We start from the raw sequence: 25,884 nt of genomic DNA, 5'->3' as shown, positions 1-25,884 counted from the left end.
TCTCTTTCAAATCTTTCCCAATACGCATGTGTTCAGCGAATGAGTGTCGTAAATAATACAGAACGTTGCTCTTTGGCCGTGTTTTTCTTGTTTGGTCAAGGTATTGATGTGTTCTTTGAGTAAAATGTCTGACTCTGAATCGGTTAAGAACAGGAATAATCTCAGCGAATGCTTGTTTGGATGTAGGACTTTTTCCAATAGCTCCTCTATTTCTGGTTCGGTATGTGTCTTTCGAATGTCGATGATGTACATCCGGTTTACCGGTTTTGGCAATTTTATAGTGTTCGGTTCGATGTTCGATGACGCAGGTATTACCTCGGTGGCAGGTATGCTTTCCTCTTCGAAAGCCTTGAGAAAGTTTTTGTCATTGTCGAAGTCGGAGGGGGCATAGAGAGAGCGGTAATTGAAGTTTAGTGTGATGAAGAATAAAAATAAGAGATAGAACGGGAAGCTGATCAGAAACCAGATATAGATCTCCCGCTCATCATTGTCGAGGAAGGGCAGGGAGACCGCGGCGGAAGTCTCCGATATAAAGGCGAAGATAGCGATAACGCTGATGGGGTTGGTGATCTTCTTGTTGATCTTTAGCATGGGCTTTACTCATGATTATGGTCTTTCTCATCGTGTTGGTTGAATTGGGATTACCGTATTGAAAGTTGTCGTATAAATACGGTTATCGGTCTCTGGTGTTTATATTAAAAATCAGAAGTTCGATATGTGTAAGTTGTTTCAGTTGTTTTTAATGTCTGGTGATTGATCTCCGTTTCAGGATTTTTCATTGCGTTGTGAGCGCTCTCGCGGAGGGCGTGGCAGGGGACGGATTTTCTGATGTGAATTCATGCTTTTCTGTAAGTGAGTCTTTTCTGTAGGAATAATCTTTATTGCTTGTAGGAGGCGTCTCTCGGTGCTGGTGCAGAGGAACTTATCCATGCCATGGATGAAATGACTACGTTATTGTGCCGGTTCTAAAAATTCGAACAGCGAAACTGGACTTGCCCATGAATAAAGTGCTGATCGTGGATGATCACCCCGTCATTCGTCTTGCGGTACGTATGCTGATGGAACGTCATGGCTACGAAGTCATTGCAGAAACCGATAATGGCGTGGATGCGTTACAACTTGCTCGTGACCAGATGCCGGATATCGTGATTCTGGATATCGGCATTCCGAAACTGGATGGACTGGAAGTCATTGCGCGCCTTACAACAAGTGCAATGCCATTGAAAGTGCTGGTGCTGACGTCCCAGTCACCGGGGCACTTTTCCATGCGTTGCATGCAATCGGGGGCGGCGGGTTATGTTTGCAAACAACAGGATCTGACGGAACTGCTGAGTGCAATCAAGGCGGTACTGTCCGGATACAGTTACTTTCCTAACCAGGCGTTGCACACCGTACGGACCAGTCTGGGAAATGCCAGCGAGGCCGATATGGTCGATCGCCTGTCCGGGCGCGAGATGATGGTGTTGCAGCAGCTGGCACGCGGCAAGACCAACAAGGAGATTGCCGACGGAATGTTCCTCAGCAACAAGACCGTGAGTACCTACAAGACCCGGTTGTTATTGAAGCTCAACGCGCGCTCGCTGGTGGATCTGATCGAGCTGGCGCAGCGAAACGGCCTGGTTTGAGTGTGTCTGTCGCTGACGGATCATGGGCGGATCGCAAACAGCGTACGGCAGAAAGAGAAAAGCCTCCGTTTCGGGAGGCTTTCAAATGTCAGAGATCAAAATCGTAATCGGCCAATTGCTTCTGCAGTCGGCGCTCCTCAAGCAGGTTGTCGATGGTTCGGCGTTTGCTCAAGTTGGTCTTGGCGACTTCAACCACAGGTTCGGCATCATCGGCCTCCGTGGCGATAAAGTCGTCATCCGCTTCCAATTGCTCTTTGCTGGTGCTCATAAGGTCAACTCCAGGCTAAGACTGCCTTTGGCGCTCCTTATATCGATATTCCAGCAGATGGTAAAAAAGATTTTTTCAATCGATAAATCAATAAAACCAATAGTCACTCAATCGTCAGAAGTTTTGTGCTTGTAGTCGCACAGATCTTCGATCCGACAGCTGCCACAGCGGGGTTTACGCGCCAGACACACGTAGCGTCCGTGAAGAATGAGCCAGTGGTGCGAGTCGAGCAGGTATTGCTTTGGCACAAACTTCATCAGCTTCTTTTCCACCTCGACCACGTTTTTGCCCGGTGCAATACCGGTGCGGTTGCTGACCCGGAAGATGTGGGTGTCCACCGCCATGGTCAACTGGCGGAACGCGGTGTTGAGCACGACGTTGGCGGTTTTGCGGCCAACGCCGGGCAAGGCTTCCAGTGCTTCGCGCGTCTGCGGGACTTCACCGTTGTGCAATTCGACCAGCAGGCGGCAGGTCTCGATCACGTTTTTGGCCTTGCTGTTATAGAGGCCGATAGTCTTGATGTATTCGGACAACCCTTCGACGCCCAGGGCGTGAATGGCCGCCGGTGTGTTCGCCACCGGGAACAGCTTCGCCGTCGCCTTGTTCACCCCGACGTCCGTCGATTGCGCGGACAGAATCACCGCAATCAACAGTTCGAAAGGCGAGGAGTAGGCCAGCTCGGTCTTGGGCTCGGGGTTGTCCTCGTGAAGCCTGCGGAAGATCTCCAGACGTTTTGCGGCATTCATGGGTGATGCGTTTCCTCGGGTAGGTCGCAGGTGCGAGTCCAGGCCTGACGGGCGGCCAGTAACAGTCCAAGCAATATGAAGGCGCCGGGCGCCAGCGTCGCGAAATGCAGGCTATCGCCGAACAGAATCAAACCTTGCCAGTGCTGCGACAGATGATGGCCGATGCTGCCCTGACCGATCAGCTCACGCAACACTGCGAGCACAATCATCAGCGCGGCAAACAGGCCGCACAGTTTCAGCCGTTTACGGACGGGCTGGCGAAAGAATCCATTGTGCTCCAGCACGACGCACTGCAAGCCAATCAGCCCGGCATAAAGACTGATCAGTTGATGCCACTGCATCGCGCCGCGTTGCAGAAAAATATCGGCGCAGCCTGCCAGGGTTGCGGCCAGCATCAGGCTGACCGGCAACAGGCTCTCACTGCTCAGGTGCAAGCGCAGCGGTGTCATGCACAAACCGTAAAGCCCCGCGACAACGGTGAACATCAACAGCGTCGCCAGCGCACCCGCCACGGAGTCGGTGGCACCGATCAACAGCACCAGCATCATTGAGTTCGATAGAGTCGCTGACGTATTCATGGCACGCTCCCGAGCAGGGTCGTCCGGTGTTCATCGAAGTAACGCAGGGCATCGTGGATGGCATTGATCGCCGCGCGAGACGTAATGGTTGCGCCAGCGATCTGGTCGAATTGCCCCTGATCCTTCTTCAAGGCCCATCCGGCGTCCGTCGGTTGGTTGCTCGAGTTTCCGGTAAAGGTTTGAAGCCAGCTATTTGGCCAGTCGCCGATATGCCCACCCAGCGAAGGCGTTTCGTTTTGCTCGAGGGTTTTGACACCGAGCAATCGACCGTTGGCGTCGATGGCAATCAGCAACTCGATATTGCCGGCATAGCCTTGGGCCTGGCTGCGCAACAGGACTGCCACGGGTTGGCCGCTTTTGCTCGCCCGATAACCGCCCAGCAACAGACTGTGGCTCAGGTTGACGTCGGTCAGCGTCAGAGGTTGTTCAAGCGGCAGATTGTCGTAAGCGTCGAGCGGCAGCACGTCCAGCAATTTACGACTTTCAAGCAGACGCTGTTCGGCAGCGATCTGCGGTGCGTTGCTGCGTTGCACCAGCCACGTCACGCCGATGCCCAACGCAGTAATCAACACCAGTGTGATCAGACTGCTCGTGCGGTTCATGGCGCCACCTGCGCCTGACGGGCCATCGCAAAGCGCTCCAGCGCCGGCACGCACAGGTTCATCAACAGCACTGCAAACGCCACGCCATCGGGGTAACCACCCCAGGTGCGAATCACATAAGTCAGCAAGCCCACACCGACGCCGAACAGCAGACGGGCGAGCGGACTTTTTGCTCCCGACACCGGTTCAGTGACGATGAAGAACGCCCCCAGCATGGTCGCGCCGCTCAGCAGGTGAAACAGTGGCGAGCCGTGGGAGTCCGACCCCGAACCGTTCCAGCACAACAGGCTGATCACGAACAGGCTGGCGAGCATGCCGACCGGCGCGTGCCAGCCAAACACCCGACGCTGCAACAAGAACAACCCACCTGCGAGGAACGCCAGGTTCACCCATTCAACGCCGTGCCCGCCAAAGCGACCGAATGCCGGATTACCGGCGAACAGTTCGTCCATGGTCAGGCTTTTATTGATGCGCAGACTTTCCAGCGCAGTGGCCTGAACCCAGGCGTCCGGCTGCACACCCAGGTTGAACACCTGGCCAAAAGCCGCCGTCAGATCCATGCCATGGCCCGGCCAATGAGTCATTGGCTGAGGGAACATCACCATTGCCAAGGCAAAGCCGAGCATGGCCGGATTGAACGGATTTCGGCCGACTCCACCGTACAAGTGTTTGCCCAATAGCAGACCCGAGCCGATAGCCGTGACCGTCAGCCACCACGGGCAATAAGGCGGCAGGGCGATCGCCAGCAGCGTGGCGCTGACCACCGCGCTGCCATCGGTCAAGGTGGCCTGCAGCGTTTGCCGGCGCAGATGTGTCACGGCGGCTTCGACACCCAGAGCCGTGACGACGGACAGGATCAGGTTGATCAACACGCCCCAACCGTAAAACCAGAACAACGCCAGCCATCCCGGCAATGTCGCCAGCAAAACCAGCTTCATTGCCTGTTGCAGGCGCTCGTCTCTGGTTTCAATGGATGACATGGGCTTGTACCTGCCGCTCTGCTTCTTGCAGGCGGGCCCGGGCCTTTTCGAGGATATCGGCGGGCGTGCCGTCGCGCCGTTGCAGTTTGTTCAGATCGGCGCGAGCGTAGGCCAGTTCGGTTTTCAACTGGCGAAGCTGGTCGTTGATCGGACGTTTCTCGACGCGCACAAGCTCAGGCGCCGGTTGATCGCTGGCGGCTTCGGCGTTGTGCAGCGCCTGTTCGGCGTCACGCAGCGCTTGCTCCAGCGCGGCGATCTCGGTTGGCGGGGCTTCTGTGGTTTGCGCCTTTTTCAGCTCGGCACGGCGCATTGCCAACTGGATTTTCGCTCGTTTCAGATTGGCGTCTTTTGCCGGTGCGGCCACGACCGGCGCGGGGGGCGCGCTGCTTTCCAGCTTCGCCAGTGTCTGTTCGGCCGCTTCGAACTGTTGTTGCAGGACGATCAGTTGCGATTGCTGATCGAAGGTCGGCGGATGACCGAACGCCTTGAGCGACTTGTTCAATTGCGCCCGACTCATGGCCACGTCGATCTTGGCTTTTTTCAACGCAGCATCGGCGGTGGCGGCTTTTTGCGCGCGCACCCGTTCCAGCGCCGCCTGCACCGGATCGAGCGTGGTGGTGGCGACTTCGACCTGGGCCGCGCGCTGCGCCCGCGCTTCGCGTTCGGCCTGCTTCTGCTGTTCTTCGCGTTGCAGGCGAGCATTGCGCCGTTCAAAGCGCTGACGGGCGTGATCACGTTTGGCCGCGCGGGCCTGCTGTTCTTCAAGGCTGATGGCCAGACCACCCACCACCGGCAGGGTGCCTAGCGGCAACGGGTGCATCTCGATGCAATCGACCGGGCAGGGCGCCACGCACAGATCGCATCCGGTGCATTCGTCAATGATGACGGTGTGCATCAGTTTTGCCGCGCCGACGATGGCGTCGATCGGGCAGGCCTGGATGCACTTGGTGCAGCCGATGCATTCGGCTTCGCGGATGTAGGCCACTTGCGGCGGCGCCGAACCCCGACTGATGTCCAGCTCCAGCACCGGGATTTTCAACAGTTCGGCCAGTGCCGCGATGGTTTCGTCGCCACCCGGCGGGCACTTGTTGATCGGCTCGCCGTCGGCAATGCCTTCAGCGTAGGGTTTGCATCCGGGATGGCCGCACTTGCCGCATTGGGTCTGCGGCAGCAAGGCATCGATGCGTTGAGTCAGACTCATATTTTGATCAGTCCACTGAATCCGAGAAAAACCACGGCCATCAGTCCGGCGCCGATCAACAGGATCGGCAGGCCACGAAAGGGCAGGGGAATATCGTTGTCGGCCGTGCGCTCGCGCAAATCGCTGAACAGGCTCAACACCAGCCAGAAACCCAGACCGGCGCCAAGGCTCAGCGCAATCGCATGAAACAGGCCTTTGTCCGCTTGCGCGTTGACCAGCGTCAGCCCCAGCACACCGGCGTTGCCCAGCAGCAACGGCCACAAACCATCGAATGGCAGCGTGGGTCGCCAGCGCGCCAACAGCTTCAGCAACGGCGCGATCAACAGGACGCTCAACGGCAGAAACACAAACAGGCGCAGGAATTCCAGCTGCAACGGCACCAGCAGCCAATGCCAGATCGCGTAACCCGCCACACCGACAATCAGCATCAGACACAACGTTGCCAGCCCCAGCGCATGCACCTGGCGGCGTTCGTCCGCCAGCAGCGGATCGACGCCCAGCGGCCAGTGCAACACGAAGTTGTTGATCAGCGCAGCACTGAAGAGCGTAAGCACGAGTTCGGTCATGGTTCTGCCGGCAGGAACGGGCCTGTGTCACTTAAGGTTAGGCATTATCCGGCAGCCGTGGAGGTCGGGCCAGATATGAAAAATCCCACAGGCGCACGGAGCACGCCTGTGGGATCTGTCAGGGCAGAACCTTACTTGATGCGCTGACCCGGCTTGGCGCCGCTGTCCGGGCTCAGCAGGTAGATTTCTTCACCGCCAGGGCCGGCCGCCATCACCATGCCTTCGGAGATGCCGAACTTCATTTTCCGTGGCTTGAGGTTGGCGATCATCATGGTCAGGCGACCGTCGAGCTTGGACGGATCCGGATAAGCGCTCTTGATCCCGGAGAACACGTTGCGTTGCTCGTCACCGATGTCGAGGGTCAGACGCAGCAGCTTGTCCGCGCCTTCAACGTGTTCGGCCTTGACGATCAGTGCCACGCGCAAGTCGACGGCGGCGAAGGTGTCGAAGTCGATTTCCGGCGACAGCGGATCCTTGGCCAGTTCGCCATTGCCGGCAGGCGCGGCGGCGCCTGTGTCGGTCTGGCTGGCGGTCAGGTCTTCTTTCGAGGCGTCGGTCATGGCTTGCACTTTTACCGGGTCGATGCGGGTCATCAACGGTTTGAATTCGTTCAACTGGTGGTTGGCCAGCAGGGTGGTGTGGTCGTTCCAGGTCAGCGGGGCGACGTTGAGGAACGCCTCGGCATCGGCGGCCAGCACTGGCAGCACCGGTTTGAGGAAGATCACCAGCTGGCGGAACAGGTTGATCGCCGTGGCGCAGACTGCCTGGACTTCATCCTGCTTGCCTTCCTGCTTGTTCAGCGACCATGGCGCCTTGTCGGCGATCCAGGCATTGGCGCGGTCGGCCAAGGCCATGGTTTCGCGCATGGCACGGGCGAAATCGCGGGCTTCATAGGCGTCGGCGATGCTCGGCGCAGCAGCCAGGAATGCTTCGGTCAGTTCCGGCGCGGCGTTGGTGTCCACCAGCAGACCGGCGTTGCCCTTCTGGATGAAACCGGCGCAACGGCTGGCGATGTTGACGACTTTGCCGACCAGGTCGGAGTTGACCTTCTGCACGAAGTCTTCGAGGTTCAGGTCGAGGTCGTCCACGCCACGGCCCAGTTTGGCCGCATAGTAGTAGCGCAGGTATTCCGGCGACAGGTGATCCAGGTAGGTACGGGCCTTGATGAAGGTGCCGCGGGACTTGGACATCTTCTGACCGTTGACGGTCAGATAGCCGTGCACGTTGATCCCGGTCGGCTTGCGGAAACCCGCGCCTTCGAGCATCGCCGGCCAGAACAGGGCGTGGAAGTTGACGATGTCCTTGCCGATGAAGTGGTACAGCTCGGCGGTGGAGTCCTTGCCCCAGAACGCGTCGAAGTCCAGCTCCGGCGTGCGGTTGCACAGATTCTTGAAGCTGGCCATGTAGCCGATCGGCGCGTCCAGCCACACGTAGAAGTACTTGCCTGGCTCGCCCGGAATCTCGAAGCCGAAGTACGGCGCATCACGGGAGATGTCCCACTGTTGCAGGCCGGCGTCCAGCCATTCGGCGATCTTGTTGGCCACGGCGTCCTGCAGGGTGCCGCTGCGGGTCCAGGCCTGCAGCATTTCCTGGAAGTCCGGCAGCTTGAAGAAGAAATGCTGGGAATCCTTGAGCACCGGGGTGGCGCCGGAGATCGCCGACTTCGGATCTTTAAGGTCGGTCGGTGCGTAGGTCGCACCGCATTTTTCGCAGTTGTCGCCGTACTGGTCTTCGGTGCCGCATTTCGGGCAGGTGCCCTTGATGAAGCGGTCGGCCAGGAACATTTTCTTTTCCGGGTCGAAATACTGGGTGATCGAGCGTTGGGCGATGTGCCCGGCGTCACGCAGCTTCAGGTAGATCTGGCTCGACAGCTCACGGTTTTCTTCGGCGTGAGTGGAGTGGAAGTTGTCGAAGTCCACCAGGAACTCGGCAAAGTCGGCGCTGTGTTCAGCCTGGACGTTGGCGATCAGTTGTTCTGGGGTGATGCCTTCCTTTTCCGCACGCAGCATGATCGCCGAGCCGTGGGCGTCGTCGGCGCAGACGTAAATGCACTGATTGCCACGATGCTTCTGGAAGCGCACCCACATATCGGTCTGGATGTATTCCAGCATATGGCCAAGGTGGATCGAACCGTTGGCGTAGGGCAGGGCGCTGGTGACGAGAATCTTGCGTGGTTCGGACATGTGGGGCTTCGCTACTTGATGAAACGGAGGTCGGCCACTATAAAGCGCCGGGAAAGATATTTCACCTCTGCAAATCGTTGCCGGACATGCCGTCCGGAGGACAGAAGGGGTAGGATACCCGCCATCTTTTCCCAGTCTTGTTATCGGAGTTGCCCATGAGCGCCGTCACTCGCGCAGCGGTGGAAGCCGTCCTCAGCCAATACACCGACCCTTACCTGAACCAGGATCCGGTCAGCGCCGGTTGCGTGCGCAACATCGAGATCACCGGCGATCGCGTCAGCGTGCAGCTGGAAATCGGTTATGCCGCCGGTCTGTTCAAGAGCGGTTGGGCGCAATTGCTGCAACTGGCCATCGAAAACCTCGACGGCGTGGTGACGGCAAAGGTCGAGGTCAACAGCGTGATCGCCGCGCACAAGGCCCAGGCGCAGATTCCGGGGCTGGCCAACGTCAAGAACGTGGTCGCCGTGGCCTCCGGCAAGGGCGGTGTGGGCAAATCCACCACCGCCGCCAACCTGGCACTGGCGCTGGCCCGCGAAGGCGCGAAGGTCGGAATTCTCGACGCCGATATCTACGGCCCGAGCCAAGGCATCATGTTCGGCATTCCCGAGGGCACACGTCCGCAGGTCAAGGATCAGAAGTGGTTCGTGCCGCTGCAGGCCCATGGCGTGGAAGTCATGTCGATGGCGTTCCTCACCGACGACAACACGCCGATGGTCTGGCGCGGGCCGATGGTCTCCGGCGCGCTGCTGCAACTGGTCACGCAAACCGCCTGGGGCGACCTGGATTATCTGGTGATCGACATGCCGCCAGGCACCGGCGACATCCAGCTGACCCTGGCGCAGAAGGTTCCGGTGGCCGGTGCCGTGATCGTCACCACCCCGCAGGATCTGGCGTTGCTCGATGCGCGCAAAGGCGTGGAGATGTTCCGCAAGGTCAACATTCCGGTGCTGGGCGTGGTGGAAAACATGGCCGTGCACATCTGCTCGAACTGCGGACATGCCGAGCATCTGTTCGGTGAGGGCGGTGGCGAGAAGCTGGCGACCCAGTTCGGCGTCGAGCTGCTGGCTTCGTTGCCGCTGTCGATGCTGATCCGCGAGCAGGCCGATGGCGGCAAGCCGACGGTGATTTCCGAGCCGGACAGCCAGATCGCCATGGTTTACCAGGAACTGGCCCGTCATGTGGGGGCGCGGATCGTGTTGCAGGAGGCGGCGTCGCCGGCGATGCCGAACATCACCATCAGCGACGACTGATGGCTGTGGTTTAAACAAAAACGCCCCGGTGCCTGTGCACCGGGGCGTTTTTCATTGCGCGACAGAGGTCAGATGCGCAACCCGCCATCCATCTCCAGAATCCGGCCGGTGTAGTAGTCGTTCTCGAAGATGTACGCCGCCGAATGGGCGATCTCTTCCGGCTTGCCCATGCGCTTGAGCGGAATGCCCGAGGTCATTTTCTCCAGCGCTTCCGGTTTCATGCCCAGGGTCATCTCGGTTTCGATGAAGCCCGGTGCAATGCCGGCCACGCGAATGCCGTAGCGCGCCAGTTCCTTGGCCCAGGTCACGGTCGCCGCAGCGACGCCGGCCTTGGCGGCGGAGTAGTTGGTCTGGCCGACGTTGCCCGCGCGGGAGATCGACGAGATGTTGATGATCGCGCCGCTGTTCTTCAGCTCGACCATTTTCGCTGCCACTTCACGGGTGCAGAGGAACACGCCGGTCAGGTTGACGTCGATCACCGCCTGCCACTGGGCCAGGCTCATCTTGGTCATCTCGCCGTCCTTGACCTTGAGCAGCAGGCCGTCGCGCAGGATCCCGGCGTTGTTGATCAGGCCGTGAATCGCGCCGAAATCTTCGGCGACCTGGGCGACCATGTGCGTCACCTGCTCTTCGTTGGCGACGTTGCACAGATAGCTGCGCGCCTCGACACCCTTGGCCTTGCAGGCCGCGACGGCGTCATCGAGTTTTTCCTGGTTCAGGTCGACCAGCGCCAGCTTCGCGCCCAGGCCTGCGAAATACTCGGCCATCGAGCGGCCCAAGCCTTGGCAACCGCCAGTGATAATGATTACTTTGTCGTTGAGTTGCATTCGCATGCCCCCGAGAGCAGGTCAGAGTGGTCCTTATAGGTAGCCTCTCGATCTGCATCGGCCGGGGGCCTGTTGCACATGAGAACTGCCCGATGGCGCGTGGAACAAATCCCGTGCGCCTGTCCGTTTTTTCGACGGATTCTATTTAAGGAGTCATAAATTGAGCGTTGAAGCGGCTAAGAATGCCCGAGAATTGCTTCTCAAGGAATACCGTGGCGTGCTGTCGACCCACTCCAGATCGATGCCCGGTTTTCCGTTCGGCTCCGTGGTTCCCTACTGCCTGGACGAGCAGGGCCGGCCGCTGATCCTGATCAGCCGCATTGCCCAGCACACTCACAACCTGCAGAAAGACCCGAAATGTTCGCTGCTGGTGGGTGAGCGTGAGGCCGACGATGTGCAAGCCGTTGGTCGCCTGACCTATCTGGCCGAGGCGGAAAAACTCGAAGACGCTGCCGCCATCGAAGCCGCCGCCGAGCGTTACTACCGCTATTTCCCCGATTCGCAGAATTACCACAAGGCCCACGATTTCGATTTCTGGGTGCTCAAACCGGTGCGCCATCGCTACATCGGCGGCTTTGGCGCGATCCACTGGGTCGATCACCTGACCCTGGCCAACCCGTTCGCCGGCAAGGCCGAAATCAGCATGGTCGAGCACATGAACAGCGACCACGCCAAGGCCATCGCCCATTACGTCGACCTCGCCGGGCTGCCGAAAACCGTACCGGCGCAACTGGCCGGGATCGACACCGAAGGCATGCACCTGCGCATCGGTCAGGCGCTGTACTGGCTGCCGTTTCAAGCGCCTTGTCATACGCCGATACAAGTGCGCGAGGCCTTGGTTTCTCTGGCTCACGCCGAGGTCTGGCCAAAAAATGCGGTGGCCGACGCTTGAATTCACGAAAGGGCGACGTCATCTAAGGCTTACTGCAAGGCATTTCTTGCGTTGAGGAAACTTTGATGCGCCCTTTTTTGTTGCTCTTTCTGCTGTTCCCGGTGTTGGAGCTGTTCGTATTCGTCAAAGTGGCAGGTTCGATCGGATTTTTCCCGGCCCTGCTGCTGATCATTCTCGGCTCGATGTTCGGCGTGTTCGTGCTGCGCGTCGCCGGGCTGGCCACCGCACTGCGTGCCCGTGAAAGCCTGAACCGCGGCGAGCTGCCTGCGCAAACCATGCTCGAAGGCCTGATGCTGGCCCTGGCCGGTGGCCTGTTGATCCTGCCAGGCTTCATCAGCGACGTGGTCGGTCTGGTGCTGCTGTTGCCGTTCAGTCGTCGGCTGGTCGCCAACAAAATGCGCCAGCGCGCCGAAGAACAGGCCATGCGCCAGCGCGCGTTCGCCGATGACCTGCAACCTCGCGGCGGTCCTGCACCACGCCAGCCTCTGGGCCGCGAAGGTGATGTGATCGAAGGCGAATTCGAACACCGCGACACTAAATGACTTCTGCATCGACACGGCACCTTCGGGTGCCGTGTTCTTTTATGGGACGAATTCAGCCAGCCTGCATGAAAATTTTTTGTCCTCAACCCTTGTAATCAGCTTATGCGCCCTTATGTATCGGTCACCGCAAGGTTCCGGCGTATGAGTCGGACAGACTTTCGCGGCTCGCTCGACGAGCCGCAACCGGCGCAGGCCGGATTCGTTAAACCCGCCGGGACTACACCGGCCGATGAAAACCACAATTAGGAGAGATCGACAATGAAGCTTCGTCCTCTGCATGACCGCGTCGTCATCCGTCGCAGCGAAGAAGAAAAGAAAACCGCTGGCGGTATCGTCCTGCCAGGTTCGGCTGCTGAAAAAGCCAACCACGGTGTGATCGTCGCTGCAGGCCCAGGCAAGACTCTGGAAAACGGTGAAGTGCGTGCGCTGGCCGTTAAAGTCGGCGACAAGGTTGTGTTCGGTCCTTACTCCGGCAGCAACACTGTGAAAGTCGACGGCGAAGACCTGCTGGTAATGGCTGAGAACGAGATTCTCGCTGTACTGGAAGGCTGATTTCCCGCTCATTTTCCCGCTACTACAAAGTATTTAAGGAATATCGATCATGGCTGCTAAAGAAGTTAAATTCGGCGATTCCGCCCGCAAGAAAATGCTGGTTGGCGTAAACGTCCTGGCTGACGCGGTAAAAGCGACCCTGGGCCCGAAAGGCCGTAACGTGATCCTGGCAAAAAGCTTTGGCGCTCCGACCATCACCAAGGACGGCGTTTCCGTTGCCAAGGAAATCGAACTGAAAGACGCCTTTGAAAACATGGGCGCTCAGTTGGTCAAAGACGTTGCTTCGCGCGCCAACGATGACGCAGGCGACGGCACCACCACCGCTACCGTACTGGCCCAGGCCATCGTCAACGAAGGCTTGAAAGCCGTCGCTGCCGGCATGAACCCGATGGACCTGAAGCGCGGCATCGACAAGGCGACCATCGCCATCGTCAAAGAGCTGAAAGCTCAGTCCAAGCCATGTGCAGACACCAAGGCAATCGCCCAGGTCGGCACTATTTCCGCCAACTCCGACAGCTCCATCGGCGACATCATTGCCGAAGCCATGGAAAAAGTCGGTAAAGAAGGCGTGATCACCGTCGAAGAAGGCTCGGGCCTGGAAAACGAACTGTCGGTTGTAGAAGGCATGCAGTTCGACCGTGGCTACCTGTCTCCGTACTTCGTCAACAAGCCGGACACCATGGTTGCCGAGCTCGACGGCCCGCTGATCCTGCTGGTCGACAAGAAGATCTCGAACATCCGCGAAATGCTGCCAGTGCTGGAAGCTGTTGCCAAAGCCGGCCGTCCGCTGCTGATCGTTGCCGAAGACGTTGAAGGCGAAGCCCTGGCGACTCTGGTCGTGAACAACATGCGTGGCATCGTTAAAGTCGCAGCCGTCAAGGCTCCAGGCTTCGGCGACCGTCGCAAGGCCATGCTGCAGGACATCGCCGTTCTGACCGGCGGTACCGTGATCTCCGAAGAGATCGGCCTGAGCCTGGAAAGCACCACCCTGGAACACCTGGGCAACGCCAAGCGCGTGACCTTGAACAAGGAAACCACCGTTATTGTTGACGGTGCCGGCAACGAAGGCGACATTCAGGCTCGCGTTGTACAGATCCGCGCCCAAGTCGAAGAAACCTCTTCGGACTACGACCGTGAAAAACTGCAAGAGCGTCTGGCCAAACTGTCCGGCGGCGTTGCGGTGATCAAGGTTGGCGCCGGCTCCGAAGTTGAAATGAAAGAGAAGAAAGCCCGCGTTGAAGACGCCCTGCACGCAACCCGCGCAGCCGTTGAAGAAGGCGTGGTACCTGGCGGTGGTGTTGCGCTGGTGCGCTCGCTGCAAGCCATTGCTGATCTGAAAGGCGACAACGAAGACCAGAACGTTGGTATTCAGTTGCTGCGTCGCGCTGTTGAAGCGCCTCTGCGCCAGATCGTTGCCAACTCCGGTGACGAGCCAAGCGTGGTTGTCGACAAGGTCAAGCAGGGTTCGGGTAACTTCGGTTACAACGCTGCTACCGGCGAATACGGCGACATGATCGAAATGGGCATTCTGGACCCGGCTAAAGTGACTCGTTCGGCTCTGCAAGCGGCTTCGTCGATTGCCAGCCTGATGATTACCACTGAAGCGATGGTTGCCGACATTGCCGAAGACAAGCCAGCCATGGGCGGTATGCCAGACATGGGCGGCATGGGTGGTATGGGCGGCATGATGTAAGCCAGCCTTACCCCGGTAACGAAAAAACCCGTCTGCGAAAGCAGACGGGTTTTTTTATTGCCCGCGTTTCAGGGGTCAGGCGTTGGCGGGTTGTGCCAGCGATGTGGCCTGGTTCTTGGTTGCCGGGCGATACAGAACCCAGTAATACGAACCCAGACAGATCAGCCAGCAGAAGATCGCCGTCCACACGTTGTGGGAGAAGAAGTGCGCGCCCTGCATCATCCGGCTGATCGAGAACACCGAACCCAGCGCAAAGGCAAAGATGAACGCCTGACGGGCCAGTCGCGGACGACGGTCACGCAGCACGAAGAACAGCGCAAACAAGGTGAAACCGGTGGCCGCATGACCACCCGGCCAGCAACGACCAGGCTTGTCGGTAGGCGGGCGATGATCCAGCAGCTTGCTATAGGTTTCGTGACCGCCGAACTGTTCAAGGCTCCAGGGGCATTGCACCGCTGTCACGGCTTTCACCGGCGTGACAAACGAGGTGGCCAGACCCAGCGACAACACCAGACAACCCAGTTCACGCTTGAACGGTTTGAGCCGCTCGATGAAAAACGCACCGATGAGTCCGAGGATGGCAAACACCGAAAAGGCGATCACCACTTGTTTGGCGCGGTCGTGGAGGATGTCTTCGAGAAAGTAACTGTGCCGGCCGATGAAGTCTCCCGCCACCGGATCGTAAAACAGCCGGGCCAGATCCATGTCCAGGTCGGTCAGCTCCAGCAACACCAGAATGACCGCCGCGACGGCGGGAATGCCCAGGCAAAGCCATACATTCAAAGGCCTTGAAGCAGGGCGGGCAGAGATCGAAACCATGGCAATTCCTTCATCGGTAAGGTCTTCAAAGAAGCACAACCGCGTGAGTCTGCGCCCGGTTCTGTCGGCGATTTGTCGGCCGCTCGTGAAAAACTCGTCAAGTCCGGCGATCCGTGCAATTAAGTCAAATCAACCCGCCCGGTGCCTAGCCGTGAGCCACACTTGGCCGTAAGCTGCGCGGGCCAAGACGGCCGCTACCGTGTACGGAGGAGGTGCCCATGCGAATTCTATTGGTCGAAGACAACCGCGATATCCTGGCCAATCTGGCCGATTACCTGGGGCTCAAAGGCTATACCGTCGATTGCGCCCAGGACGGTCTGTCGGGCCTGCATCTGGCCGCCACCGAGCATTACGACCTGATCGTGCTCGACATCATGCTGCCGGGAATCGACGGCTACACCCTGTGCAAGCGCCTGCGCGAAGACGCTCGTCGCGATACGCCGGTGATCATGCTCACCGCCCGCGATCAGCTCGACGACCGCCTGCAGGGCTTCAAGTCCGGGGCCGACGATTATCTGGTCAAGCCATTCGCGCTGTCGGAACTGGCGGCCCGGGTCGAGGCCGTGATGCGCCGCACCCAGGGCGGCGGTCGTCGTGCCTTGCAGGTCGGCGATCTGAGCTACGACCTCGATACCCTCGAAGTGACCCGCGAAGGCAAATTGCTCAAGCTCAACCCGGTCGGCCTCAAGCTGCTGGCGGTGCTGATGCAAAAGAGTCCGCATGTCCTGCGCCGGGAAATTCTCGAAGAAGCGCTGTGGGGCGATGACTGCCCGGACAGCGACAGCCTGCGCAGCCATGTCCACCAGTTGCGTCAGGTGATTGACAAGCCGTTCGCCAAGCCATTGCTGCACACCGTGCACGGCGTGGGTTATCGCCTGGCCGAGGGTCGCGATGGAGTTTAAGCAAAGCCTTGCCCAGCGGATCATCATCGCCTTTGCGCTGATGAGTGCGCTGGTGGCCGGCGCGTTTGCGATGGGCATCGTCGCGACCGTGCACCTGGTCGAGGAAAAACTCATATCCGCCGGGTTGGGCGGGGATCTGCAACGCCTGCTGCTGATGGACAACGTCTCGGACTGGAGCCACCGGCCGGAGCCGGATCAGCTGTTCTACTTCAGCGGCGGGCCGGGCGACTTCGAGCTGCCCAAGGATCTGCGGCACCTGGATTCGGGTTTCCATGAAGTCTTTCGCGAGCAGCTGTCGTACCACGCCATGGTCGAGGTGGTCGACGGTCGCCGCTATGTGCTGCTGCAGGATCAAAGCGATTTCGAAGAGCGCGAGCGCGTGCTGTTCGCCGTGGTGCTGGTGGGCTTCGTGCTCAGTCTGGCGTTGGCGGTGTTCCTTGGCTGGGTGCTGGCGCGCAAGGTAATGGCCCCGGTGGTGCGTCTTGCCCGCCAGGTGCGCCATCGCGACCAGTTGCTCGGGCTGGCGCCTCCGCTGGCGCCGGATTACGCGGCAGACGAGGTGGGCGAACTGGCGGTGGCGTTCGACGCTACGCTCGGGCGCCTGCGTCAGGCGCTGACGCGGGAGCGCTTGTTTACCAGCGACGTCAGCCACGAATTGCGAACACCTCTGATGGTATTGGCCAGTTCCTGTGAACTGCTGCTGGAAAACCCGGGTATCGATCAGCGCGGCAAGGCTCAGGTCCAGCGCATTGCGCGTGCCAGTGAAGAAATGCGTGAGCTGGTGCAGACCTTCCTGATGCTCGCTCGTGCCCAACGCGAAGATGCAGGCGCCGCCCCCCGGCACACCCTCGCGCAAGTGGCCGACGGCTTGCTTTGTCTGTGGCGCGAGCCCATCGAATCCAAGGGCTTGCAGCTGATTTTCGAGCCGGGCAATCCGCCCGACACCTGTTACAACGCGACGCTGCTCAATGCCGTGATGGGCAATTTGCTGCGCAACGCCTTGCACTACACCGAGCAGGGTTTCATTCGACTGACGCTTCATGCCAACGGCTTTGTGGTCGAGGATTCGGGCGTAGGCATACCCGAGGAAAAACGCGAGGCGATGTTCCAGCCTTTTGTACGCGGCAACGAAAAACGCGGTGAAGGGTTGGGATTGGGGCTGTCACTGGTTCAACGCATCTGCGAGAACCAGGGCTGGAGCGTCACGTTGAGCACGATGGAACCCAATGGCTGCCGTTTCGAGGTCGTTCTGGGCAAGCAGTGAGGATCAGTCGATTGATGGGGGACTCCCGCCAACCTGTCTAATTCCTGTATAACCTTGAAATAGTTTGGCGATTTACATGACGTTTTTTTCACAAAGGGTTGACCTGACGCTGACACGCCGCTGCTTAAGGTGGCGTCATCAGTAATTCAGGAGTCTTGGTGATGGCCGGCCCGATCAAACTCGATTTTTCCGAAAAGTACGACGACAAGCATGCGCAGAAATACTTGCGCAAACACCAGGATGGTCTGGGGCGTCGTTTGTCCAACTGGCGGGATCAGCAGTTGGCCCGCAAGGCGCTGACCCTGGTCGGTGAGCCGGGTCTGGTCCTCGACCTGCCGTGCGGTGCGGGGCGTTTCTGGCCGATGCTGGCGGAAAAACCCAACCGAGTGATCATCGGGGCGGACAACTCCGAGTCGATGATCAAGACCGCCATGCAGGCACAACCGGCGGATGTGGTGAAACGGGTACAACCCTTGCACACGTCTGCGTTCGACATCGCCTTGCCTGATAACGCCGTGGACAGCATTTTCTGCATGCGACTGCTGCATCACATCGGTGAAGCCGAGCACCGCCGGGCGATTCTGCGCGAGTTCGAGCGCGTCACCCGGGACAGCGTGATCATTTCGCTGTGGGTCGACGGCAATTTCAAGGCCTGGAAACGCAAACGCGCCGAGCACCGGCGTGGGCAGGAGGGTTACCAGAACCGGTTTGTGTTACCGGCCGCAACAGTTGAAAAGGAATTCGAAGAAGCAGGATTCCGGATCCAGGAACAACTGGACTTTATTCCGCTCTATGCCATGTGGCGAGTTTATGTATTACGCAAGAGGTAAGAGGATGGCAGTGCAATTTGCAGCAGAGGCGGAAGTCGCTCCCAAGGATCGCTTCGACTACTACTGGAACCAGCGTGGTGAATGGGTCGAGGAACCCAATGTACGCCGTGGGGGCGAAAGTGGTGTGCAGCGTGTGGTGGGGCGCGATGGTCAACTGCTGTATGCCAAACGTCAGACAGGCCATATCTATCGCAGTTGGCTGCACCCGTTCGGACGGCCGACCGTGTTGCGCGAGCTGGATGCGCTGACCGGGGTTTCCCGTCTCGGTGTCCGGGTGCCTGAAATCGTGTTCTGCGGTGCCCAGCCCGATCCGAAATTCAAGTGGCGTGCACTGTTGGTGACCAAATCCCTCGATGGCTTTCAAGAGCTTGAGCATTGGGAAGCGGGCGGCGGTCGCGAGCAATATGGCGAAGCCGTCTATGAGCGCGTGCTCAAGGACCTCGCCGAAAACCTGGCGCGCATGCACAAGGGCCGTTGGCAGCACAGCTGCATCTACATCAAGCATGTTTTTGTACGAGTGACCGGCACGGGCGAGTCGGCCAAAGTCGAAGTCGCCCTGATCGATCTGGAAAAGTGCCGTCAACGTCTGACCGCTCATCGCGCGGCCGCCCATGACATGAAGCAATTGCGCCGCCACTCGTCGTTCAACGCAACGGACTGGAAAAAACTCGTCTACTTTTATGAGACGGCGTTTGGCAGCGCTATCAAAGGTTTATAGCGATGAAACTAGAAATTGCACGAGGTTTGTTTCTGGTAGGAGCCTTGGCAGTTGCATCATTGGCGGTGGCGGCCTGGGAACAGCCACGCATGCAGGTCATCGGCGCAACCGGCGCCGGCGCCCATTGCCCGATGCCACGGGTGGCGAAAGCCGCCGTGGCCACTCAGCCGGATCATGACCTGTTGCTGTTCATGTTCGGACTTTCTCAAGGGATGAGGCCGCAGAGTTGAATCGATTGAAATCTCTTTCTAGAAGAGCCAAAGGCCTCGCTGATGCGAGGCCTTTTTTATTGCGTCATGGCTTTTTTTACTGCGTCATGCCTTGGGATCGGGTTTTGCCAGCACGGTGTAAACGCACGGCAGGACAAACAGCGTAAACAACGTCCCGATCGACATCCCTGTGGCAATCACGGTTCCGATGTCGAAACGGCTAACCGCGCCGGCACCGGTGGCCACAATCAGCGGCACCATGCCAAACACCATTGCCGCGGTGGTCATCAACACCGGGCGCAGACGAATCGCCGCCGCTTCCTCCACCGCCTCACGGGGTGTCAGGCCCTTCTCCTTGCGTAACTGGTTGGCGAACTCGACGATCAGGATCCCGTGCTTGCTGATCAGCCCGATCAGCGTCACCAGCCCGACCTGGGTGTAGATGTTCATGCTCGACCAGCCGAGGAACAACGGAATCAGCGCTCCGCAGATCGACAACGGCACGGTCACCAGAATCACCAGCGGGTCGCGGAAGCTTTCGAACTGCGCCGCCAGCACCAGGAAAATGATCGCCAGCGCCAAGGCAAAAGTTACCCACAGCGCACTGCCTTCCTGGACGAACTGCCGGGAGGCGCCGCCGTAATCAAAGGCAAAGCCGGCCGGGGCTTCTTCCCGGGCGATCTGCAACACGCTGTCGATGGCTTCGCCCATGCTCACCAGCGGGACCCCGGACAGCTTCGCTGCGTTGAGCTGCTGGAACTGGTTGAGTTGCCGTGGCCGGGCGCGGTCGGTCACGGTGATCAGGGTCGACAGCGGTAGCAGTTCGCCCTGAGTGTTTTTCACGTAGTAATTGTTCAGCCAGTCCGGGTTGTCGCGGTAGGCCCGTTCGACCTGGGCGATGACCTTGTAGCTGCGGCCTTCGATGGTGAACCGATTGATCTCGGCTTCGCCGAGCAAGGTGGCGAGGGTGCCGCCCAGATCCTGCATCGACACGCCCATCTGTGCGGCCTTGGCGCGGTCGATATCGACCACCACTTCGGGTTTGTCGAACGCCAGATCAAGGTCGACGAAGGCGAACTTGCCCGACTCCATGGCGCGCTTCTTGATCCTGTCGGCCACTTGCAGCAACAGCTCGTAGTCATTGGCGGTGTTGATCACGAACTCGAACGGCAGGCCTTCGCCGGTGCCGGGCAGGGAGGGCAGGTTGAAACCGAAGATCTGCAGGCCCGGAATGCCCTCGAGTCTCCCCTGTACCTCGGGGAGGATTTCCATTTGCGTGCGGCTGCGCTCGTTCCACGGCTTGAGCAGGAAACCGCCGATGCCGCTCTGCACGCCGTTATAGCCGTTGATCTGGAACGAGGAGTAGTACTCCGGAAACTCCTTGAAGATCTTGATGAACTCGTCGGTGTAGGTGTTCAGGTAATCGAGGTTGGTCGGCTGCGGGGCGTTGGCCATCATGAAAATGATGCCCTGATCCTCGTCCGGAGCCAGTTCCGACTTGGTGAACTTGAGCAGCACCGGAATCAGGCACAGCACGATCACCGCAAACACCAGCACCACCGGCCGGGTGTTGAGCGTGCCGTGCAGCATGCTCTGATAGCGACGCTTGAGGCTGTCGAAAATCCGGTCCAGTCGATGGGCCAGGCCGCTGGGGTTTTCGTCATGGCGCAGCAGCATGGCGCACATCATCGGCGACAGGGTCAGGGCGACGATGCCGGAGATCACCACCGCCCCGGCCAGGGTCAGTGCAAACTCCTTGAACAGCGCCCCGGTCAGCCCGGTGAGAAAACCGATCGGTGCGTACACCGCCGCCAGGGTGATGGTCATCGACACCACCGGCATGGCGATTTCCCGTGCGCCTTCGAGCGCGGCCTCCAGTGGTGTCTTGCCTTCCTCGATGTGCCGGTGGATGTTTTCCACCACCACAATCGCGTCGTCCACCACCAGCCCGATGGCCAGCACCATCGCCAGCAGGGTCAGCAGGTTGATCGAGTAGCCCATCATCTGCATGAAGAACATCACGCCGATCATCGACAGCGGAATGGTCACCACCGGAATCACTACCGAACGCAGTGCACCGAGGAACAGGAACACCACCACGATCACGATCAGTACCGCCTCGAACAGGGTTTTCACCACTTCGTCGATGGAGGCCTGGATGAACAGCGTGGCGTCGTAGGCGATCTCGCTCTTGAGGTTGGGCGGCAACTGGGCTTCCAGTTCCGGCATGATCTTGCGCACTTCCTTGATCACTTCCAGCGGGTTTGCGCCGGGCGTGGCCTTGATCCCGATGTACACCGAGGGCGTGCCGCCGAACGAGCTGATCGAGTTGTAGTTTTCCGCGCCCATCTCGACCCGTGCCACATCGCTGAGCAGCACCCGGCTGTCGCCGCTGACCTTGAGCGGGATCTTGCCGAAGGCTTCGGCGGACTTCAGTTCGGTGTTGGCGTTGATACTGGTGACCACGTACTCGCCTTTCACTTCGCCGGCGGCGGAGAGGAAGTTGTACTGGCGCACCGCGTTGGTCACGTCGCTGGCGCTGAGGCCGAAGCCGGCGAGTTTCACCGGGTCGATCCACAGGCGCATGGCGAACACCTGGTTGCCGAGAATCTCCGCCTCGGCCATGCCCGGCAGGGTCGCCAGTTTCGGCTGGATCACCCGCGACAGGTAGTCGGTGATCTGCGGGTTGTTCAGCTCCTTGCTGAAGAAACTGATGTACATAAGCGCCGAGGCGTCGGCCGCTTCCTTGCTCAGCACCGGGTCTTCAGCGTCCTGAGGCAGTTTGTTCTTCACCTCGTTGGCCTTGGCCAGCAGTTCGGTGAACAAGCGGTCGCTGTTGGAGCCGATGCGCGCGTAGATCGAAATCACCGAGAAGTTCTGGCGACTGACCGAGGTCATGTAGTCGATGCCCTCGGCGCTGGCCAGGCTCTGTTGCATCGGTTGGGTGATGTAGCCCTGGATGGTTTCGGCGTTGGCCCCGGGGTACGCGGTGGTCACCGTGATCAGGGCGTTTTCCATTTGCGGGTATTGGCGCAGCGGCAGTTTGCTCCAGGCCTGGAAGCCCAGCAGCACAATCAGCAGGCTGACCACGGTGGCGAGCACCGGGCGGCGGATGAACGGATCGGTAAAAGCCATGGGGTTTCCTTGATCAGTCGGCGCGGGGCGGACTGTTCTGCTCGCCGAGGGTCTTGTCGTCGCTGATGGCAATGTGGGCGCCGTTGTCCAGTTTGATCTGGCCGGCCGTCACCACCTGTTCGCCGCTCTGCACGCCCTTGTTGATCATCACCTGGCCATCGCGGCGTTCGCCGGTCTCGACGAACCGACGCTCGGCAATCAGCACCGGTTGGCCCTTGTCGTCCTTTTCGACGGTGCCGTCTTCGGCTTTTTTCTGGGTGACCACGTACGTCGAGTTGCCGTAGAGGGTGTAGGTGATCGCACTTTCCGGAACCACGATGTGTTTCTGCGGATCCGGCAGCAGCACCTCGACGCTGGTGAACATGCCCGGCAGCAACTTGCCGTCGGGGTTGGCCAGGGTGGCGCGGACCAGAATGTTGCGGGTGGTGCTTTCGACGATCGGGTTGATCGCGGTGATGGCGCCGGTGAAATTCTGGCCGGGATACGCCGCGACCGTAATCTGCACCGGCTGACCAATGGCCAGTTTCGGCACCGACTGTTCAGGCACATAGAAGTCGGCGTAGAGGCTGCTCAGGTCCTGCAGGGTGGCGATCTTGGTGCCGCTGGCGAGGTAGTCGCCGATGTCGACGAGGCGGATGCCGATGGTGCCGCTGAAGGGCGCGACGATGCGTTTTTTCGCCAGCGCCGCATTGAGTTGATTGACCGTGGCCTTGTTCTTTTGCAACTGCGCCGAGAGCCGGTCGAATTCGCCTTTGGAGATGGCGCTGCTGCCGACGAGCTGACTGCCGCGACCGTAATCCAGCTGCGCGAGGCCGAGATCGGCCTTGGCGGTTTCGAGGAAGGCCGCTTCGACGGCGCTGTCCAGTTGCAGCAAGGGCTGGCCGGCCTTGACCTTCTGCCCCGATTCGAACTTCAGCTCGGTGACGGTGCCGGCGTTCTCCAGACTCAGGTCGACGCCTTGCAGCGCCTTCAGCGTGCCGACGGTGGGCAGACGCATCTGCCACGGGCGCTCGACGGCCGTGGCCACGGCGACGCTGATCGGCGGCTTCGGCTTCGAAAAGCCCTGGATCATCGTATAGATCGAGAAGGCCTTGTAACCGGCGAGAAGCAGAACGATCAGCAGTACAACACCCAACATGATCAGCATGCGGCGACGCAGCATATTTCCAGTTCCTTGGAGAAAATCAGGCGAGACAGGCGGGCACATTACCCCGAGTCCGGCAGGGATTCCAACTGCCAGTTTTTACAGGGTATGAAGGGCGGCGATAGAAAAAAGCGGCGCCGCCGACCGAACGGTCGGCGGCGAATTTCAGGCCATCAGATGAAGATGGTTGTCCCAGAGCCCTGCGGGCAAATCCAGCGGTTTGGCCAGCAGATCGTCCTGACGGCAATCGTAGTAGCGGCAGCGTCCCTGACCGGAGGTCACGACGAACCCGTCCTTCACCGCACCGACGCCGGCGCAGTCGGGTAACGGGGCGTCGAGGCGCACTTCGCCGCTGTCCAGGTCCCAGATGAAGAAGCGGTTGCCGCGCGGTGCGGTCAGTGCCACCAGACGCAGGTCGCTGTGCACGGCGACACTGGCGGTGTAATGACCCATCGACTGCAACTGATGCTCCGGCACCGGGAACGCCACGAACGGCTGGCCGGGACGTTTGATCGCCAGCAGCTCCGAGCGCTCGTGGGAAGGCCCCATGAATTGCTGGCCGGCGACGATGGTGCCGTCGCTGGCGATCCCCAGATGGCGCACGCTGTTCATCTGCTGGGCGAGGGTTTCCTTGCTCAGCAGGGTGCCGTCGCGCTGCATCAGCACCAGGCTCGGCTCCATGGCGTCGAGGTTCATGTCGACCCGGCTTTCGGCCTCGGTGCGGATCCCGCCGTTGGCCACCACCAGAGTTTCACCGTCGGGCATCCACGACACCTGATGCGGGCCGAGACCGTGGGTGGAAATCTCGCCGCTGTGCACCAGCCGTTCGCCTTCGAATTTGTACACCCCGAGCAGGCCACGGCCCGGATCGGTGGTGTCGTTTTCGGTGGCGTACAGGTAGTCGCCGCTGTGATGGATCACCGCGTGGCCGTAGAAATGCCGGTTCGGCTGCGACGTCACGGTTTGCAGCAATCCACCGTTGCGCAGGTCGATCAGGTAGCTCTCGGTGCCCGGCCGACGGGCAACGAACAGCGCGATCGGCAGCGTCGGGTGATTGATGATGTCGTGGCAGCGCTGGCCGACTTCGGTGGCAAACACCTGAGTGCCGTCCAGCCGATAACCGACGGCGTAGTGCTTACCGTCGGTGTCGTCCCGCGCCGACAGCAGCAGCGGGCTTTGGTCCTTGCGTTTGAACAGCGTCCAGCCGCCCAGTGTCACTGCTCCCAGCAGCAAACTACCTAAAGTCAGAGCCTGGCGTCGCAGCATGGAACGTGCCCTCATCAGTCACCGTCGTTGGCGTTGAAGCCCAGTTGGATGCCCAGCGCCTTGGCCAGCTCGCCTTCGTGCAGGCGGTGGACGACGTTGAGGCTGTCGTAGATGTCGTTGAGCTGCTGGCGACCGGCGTCATCGTTGAGCATTTCGGTCAGCGAGCGCTGGGTGCTGCCGAACAGTTTGAGCGACGCCGCGTAGGCTGCATCGATCTTGTCCGCCAGCGGCTTTTGCTCAGCCGGCAGCAGGCCGCGCAGGCCTTTGTTGTCGACGCCTTCCCAGACGGTTTTGGCCGCTGCGAGGCTGGCTTCCAGCGACTCCATGGACGACTGGCTGCGCCATGCATCGGCCTGGAACGGCTGAGGTACGCCCTTGCTCTGACGGCCCATCGGCGTGCCGAGTTTCTTCTTCAGGGTGTCGAGAGCGGTGACCTGTACCCGCAGCAGATCGGCGATCGCTTCGTGGGAGTCGGCGTAGCGCTGGTTCGGGAACTTGCTCATCTGCGCGAGCATGCCGTCGGTGTTGTTCCAACTGCTGAGGATCTCTTCGGCCAGTTGTTTCTGACGCTCGCCGATGGCCACCAGCAGTGGGCAGTATTTGGCTTTCTGCGTGTCGTTGGCCACGTCAGGCTTGGCGTCGAACAGGATGTACTCGTACGCGGACAGGCCTTGAACCACAACGCTGGACTTGGCCAGGGCGGCGGCGTCGATCTGCGGCTGCGCGGTGACCAGTTGCTCGACCTGACGGCCGACCAGGTTTTTCTTGTCCGGCCAGAACTGCACCTGCCACGAGCGGTTGCCCTCGGCCAGCGGGCCGATCAGCAGCGGTTGCAGCTCGGCCCAGGCTTTCTGCGCGTGCAGGAAGTCGGCGCGGGCGGTGTCCAGCGACGCTTTGCCCTGGCAGTAGGCGAGGGCACTGACGGCCAGTTGCTTGTCGGCTTCGACCCAGCGGGTGTAGGTCGGCAGGATCACCGATTTGGCGATGGCCGCCGAGGTGACGGCTTGGGGATCCTGCGGCGAGCACGCGCCGAGGGCCAGTGCGGCAAGGCTGGTGAACAACAGCTTGGGACGGAACATGTCGGGCTCCCGA

General features: G+C 59.9%; 26 protein-coding genes. 11 read left to right on the top strand and 15 right to left on the bottom strand.

What is annotated here, in order from left to right; genetic code table 11:
- Positions 1-6: 6 nt before the first annotated feature.
- The gene (locus KJY40_RS24245; protein WP_230733238.1) at positions 7-591 is read right to left on the bottom strand and encodes a hypothetical protein; all 585 of its coding nucleotides are present in this window, start codon (positions 589-591) and stop codon (positions 7-9) included.
- Between the two features lie 407 nt (positions 592-998).
- Here KJY40_RS24245 and KJY40_RS24240 point away from each other — a divergent pair, with 407 nt between their 5' ends.
- Positions 999-1,625 (top strand): response regulator transcription factor, encoded by a 627-nt coding sequence (locus KJY40_RS24240; protein WP_007953203.1) that lies wholly within the window; start codon positions 999-1,001, stop codon positions 1,623-1,625.
- A gap of 88 nt (positions 1,626-1,713) precedes the next feature.
- Here the strand turns inward: KJY40_RS24240 and KJY40_RS24235 are convergent, their stop codons facing one another.
- From KJY40_RS24235 to metG, 8 genes are all read right to left on the bottom strand, one after another.
- On the bottom strand, positions 1,714-1,893 hold the full coding sequence (locus KJY40_RS24235) for a PA3496 family putative envelope integrity protein (RefSeq protein WP_007953204.1): 180 nt from the start codon (positions 1,891-1,893) through the stop codon (positions 1,714-1,716).
- 107 nt (positions 1,894-2,000) lie between these two features.
- A complete protein-coding gene (gene nth, locus KJY40_RS24230) occupies positions 2,001-2,639 on the bottom strand; it encodes an endonuclease III (protein WP_230733237.1) in 639 nt (212 codons plus the stop codon).
- Positions 2,636-3,217 carry an Rnf-Nqr domain containing protein gene (locus KJY40_RS24225; RefSeq protein ID WP_230733236.1) on the bottom strand — a complete coding sequence of 194 codons (582 nt, stop codon included), beginning with the start codon at positions 3,215-3,217 and terminating at the stop codon, positions 2,636-2,638. Before KJY40_RS24225 ends, nth begins: the two co-directional genes overlap by 4 nt.
- Positions 3,214-3,819, bottom strand: a complete 606-nt coding sequence (locus tag KJY40_RS24220; protein ID WP_230733235.1) for an RnfABCDGE type electron transport complex subunit G — start codon at positions 3,817-3,819, stop codon at positions 3,214-3,216. Before KJY40_RS24220 ends, KJY40_RS24225 begins: the two co-directional genes overlap by 4 nt.
- Positions 3,816-4,799 carry an RnfABCDGE type electron transport complex subunit D gene (locus tag KJY40_RS24215; protein ID WP_230733234.1) on the bottom strand — a complete coding sequence of 328 codons (984 nt, stop codon included), beginning with the start codon at positions 4,797-4,799 and terminating at the stop codon, positions 3,816-3,818. Before KJY40_RS24215 ends, KJY40_RS24220 begins: the two co-directional genes overlap by 4 nt.
- Positions 4,786-6,000, bottom strand: coding sequence for an electron transport complex subunit RsxB (gene rsxB, locus KJY40_RS24210; protein ID WP_230733233.1), 1,215 nt, complete (start codon positions 5,998-6,000; stop codon positions 4,786-4,788). The genes KJY40_RS24215 and rsxB overlap by 14 nt, the downstream gene beginning before the upstream one ends.
- The gene (locus KJY40_RS24205; protein ID WP_230733232.1) at positions 5,997-6,566 is read right to left on the bottom strand and encodes an electron transport complex protein RnfA; all 570 of its coding nucleotides are present in this window, start codon (positions 6,564-6,566) and stop codon (positions 5,997-5,999) included. The genes rsxB and KJY40_RS24205 overlap by 4 nt, the downstream gene beginning before the upstream one ends.
- 131 nt (positions 6,567-6,697) lie before the next feature.
- On the bottom strand, positions 6,698-8,749 hold the full coding sequence (gene metG / locus KJY40_RS24200) for a methionine--tRNA ligase (RefSeq protein WP_011335728.1): 2,052 nt from the start codon (positions 8,747-8,749) through the stop codon (positions 6,698-6,700).
- 155 nt (positions 8,750-8,904) lie between these two features.
- Here metG and apbC point away from each other — a divergent pair, with 155 nt between their 5' ends.
- Positions 8,905-9,999, top strand: a complete 1,095-nt coding sequence (apbC, locus tag KJY40_RS24195; RefSeq protein WP_064383825.1) for an iron-sulfur cluster carrier protein ApbC — start codon at positions 8,905-8,907, stop codon at positions 9,997-9,999.
- A 68-nt stretch (positions 10,000-10,067) separates the two neighbouring features.
- Here the strand turns inward: apbC and KJY40_RS24190 are convergent, their stop codons facing one another.
- Positions 10,068-10,826: an SDR family oxidoreductase gene (locus KJY40_RS24190; protein ID WP_085709540.1), complete on the bottom strand. Its 759-nt coding sequence runs from the start codon at positions 10,824-10,826 to the stop codon at positions 10,068-10,070.
- A gap of 160 nt (positions 10,827-10,986) precedes the next feature.
- On the opposite strand from KJY40_RS24190, the gene KJY40_RS24185 reads away from it, so the two are divergent.
- The 4 genes from KJY40_RS24185 (at position 10,987) to groL (ending at position 14,505) form a co-directional block, all read left to right on the top strand.
- The gene (locus KJY40_RS24185; RefSeq protein ID WP_230733231.1) at positions 10,987-11,718 is read left to right on the top strand and encodes a HugZ family pyridoxamine 5'-phosphate oxidase; all 732 of its coding nucleotides are present in this window, start codon (positions 10,987-10,989) and stop codon (positions 11,716-11,718) included.
- A 65-nt stretch (positions 11,719-11,783) separates the two neighbouring features.
- A complete protein-coding gene (locus KJY40_RS24180) occupies positions 11,784-12,260 on the top strand; it encodes an FxsA family protein (protein WP_007953217.1) in 477 nt (158 codons plus the stop codon).
- Between the two features lie 258 nt (positions 12,261-12,518).
- The gene (locus KJY40_RS24175; protein WP_003227685.1) at positions 12,519-12,812 is read left to right on the top strand and encodes a co-chaperone GroES; all 294 of its coding nucleotides are present in this window, start codon (positions 12,519-12,521) and stop codon (positions 12,810-12,812) included.
- A 49-nt stretch (positions 12,813-12,861) separates the two neighbouring features.
- Positions 12,862-14,505: a chaperonin GroEL gene (gene groL / locus KJY40_RS24170; protein WP_230733230.1), complete on the top strand. Its 1,644-nt coding sequence runs from the start codon at positions 12,862-12,864 to the stop codon at positions 14,503-14,505.
- Positions 14,506-14,580: 75 nt separating this feature from the next.
- Here the strand turns inward: groL and KJY40_RS24165 are convergent, their stop codons facing one another.
- Positions 14,581-15,324, bottom strand: a complete 744-nt coding sequence (locus KJY40_RS24165; RefSeq protein WP_230733229.1) for a phosphatase PAP2 family protein — start codon at positions 15,322-15,324, stop codon at positions 14,581-14,583.
- 218 nt (positions 15,325-15,542) lie between these two features.
- On the opposite strand from KJY40_RS24165, the gene colR reads away from it, so the two are divergent.
- The 5 genes from colR (at position 15,543) to KJY40_RS24140 (ending at position 19,268) form a co-directional block, all read left to right on the top strand.
- Entirely contained in the window at positions 15,543-16,226 is a 684-nt protein-coding gene (gene colR / locus KJY40_RS24160) for a two-component system response regulator ColR (RefSeq protein WP_007953224.1), read from the top strand.
- Entirely contained in the window at positions 16,216-17,490 is a 1,275-nt protein-coding gene (locus KJY40_RS24155) for a sensor histidine kinase (RefSeq protein ID WP_230733228.1), read from the top strand. Before colR ends, KJY40_RS24155 begins: the two co-directional genes overlap by 11 nt.
- Before the next feature lie 161 nt (positions 17,491-17,651).
- Positions 17,652-18,320 carry a class I SAM-dependent methyltransferase gene (locus KJY40_RS24150; RefSeq protein ID WP_230733227.1) on the top strand — a complete coding sequence of 223 codons (669 nt, stop codon included), beginning with the start codon at positions 17,652-17,654 and terminating at the stop codon, positions 18,318-18,320.
- A gap of 4 nt (positions 18,321-18,324) precedes the next feature.
- The gene (locus tag KJY40_RS24145) at positions 18,325-19,038 is read left to right on the top strand and encodes a lipopolysaccharide kinase InaA family protein (protein ID WP_230733226.1); all 714 of its coding nucleotides are present in this window, start codon (positions 18,325-18,327) and stop codon (positions 19,036-19,038) included.
- Positions 19,039-19,040: 2 nt separating this feature from the next.
- Positions 19,041-19,268: a hypothetical protein gene (locus KJY40_RS24140; protein WP_230733225.1), complete on the top strand. Its 228-nt coding sequence runs from the start codon at positions 19,041-19,043 to the stop codon at positions 19,266-19,268.
- 84 nt (positions 19,269-19,352) lie between these two features.
- On the opposite strand, the gene KJY40_RS24135 is transcribed toward KJY40_RS24140, so the two are convergent.
- The 4 genes from KJY40_RS24135 to KJY40_RS24120 all read right to left on the bottom strand — a co-directional run bounded on the left by KJY40_RS24135 (position 19,353) and on the right by KJY40_RS24120 (position 25,871).
- Positions 19,353-22,382 (bottom strand): multidrug efflux RND transporter permease subunit, encoded by a 3,030-nt coding sequence (locus KJY40_RS24135; protein ID WP_230733224.1) that lies wholly within the window; start codon positions 22,380-22,382, stop codon positions 19,353-19,355.
- A 13-nt stretch (positions 22,383-22,395) separates the two neighbouring features.
- On the bottom strand, positions 22,396-23,544 hold the full coding sequence (locus KJY40_RS24130; RefSeq protein ID WP_230733222.1) for an efflux RND transporter periplasmic adaptor subunit: 1,149 nt from the start codon (positions 23,542-23,544) through the stop codon (positions 22,396-22,398).
- 147 nt (positions 23,545-23,691) lie between these two features.
- Complete coding sequence (locus tag KJY40_RS24125; RefSeq protein ID WP_230733220.1) at positions 23,692-24,792, bottom strand: DUF1513 domain-containing protein; 1,101 nt, start codon at positions 24,790-24,792, stop codon at positions 23,692-23,694.
- Between the two features lie 14 nt (positions 24,793-24,806).
- Positions 24,807-25,871 (bottom strand): imelysin family protein, encoded by a 1,065-nt coding sequence (locus KJY40_RS24120; RefSeq protein WP_230733218.1) that lies wholly within the window; start codon positions 25,869-25,871, stop codon positions 24,807-24,809.
- Positions 25,872-25,884 lie beyond the last annotated feature (13 nt).

This window comes from Pseudomonas fitomaticsae (genome assembly GCF_021018765.1).
GTDB classification, from domain to species: Bacteria; Pseudomonadota; Gammaproteobacteria; order Pseudomonadales; family Pseudomonadaceae; genus Aquipseudomonas; species Aquipseudomonas fitomaticsae.
This window is presented reverse-complemented; position numbering and strand designations above follow the sequence as displayed.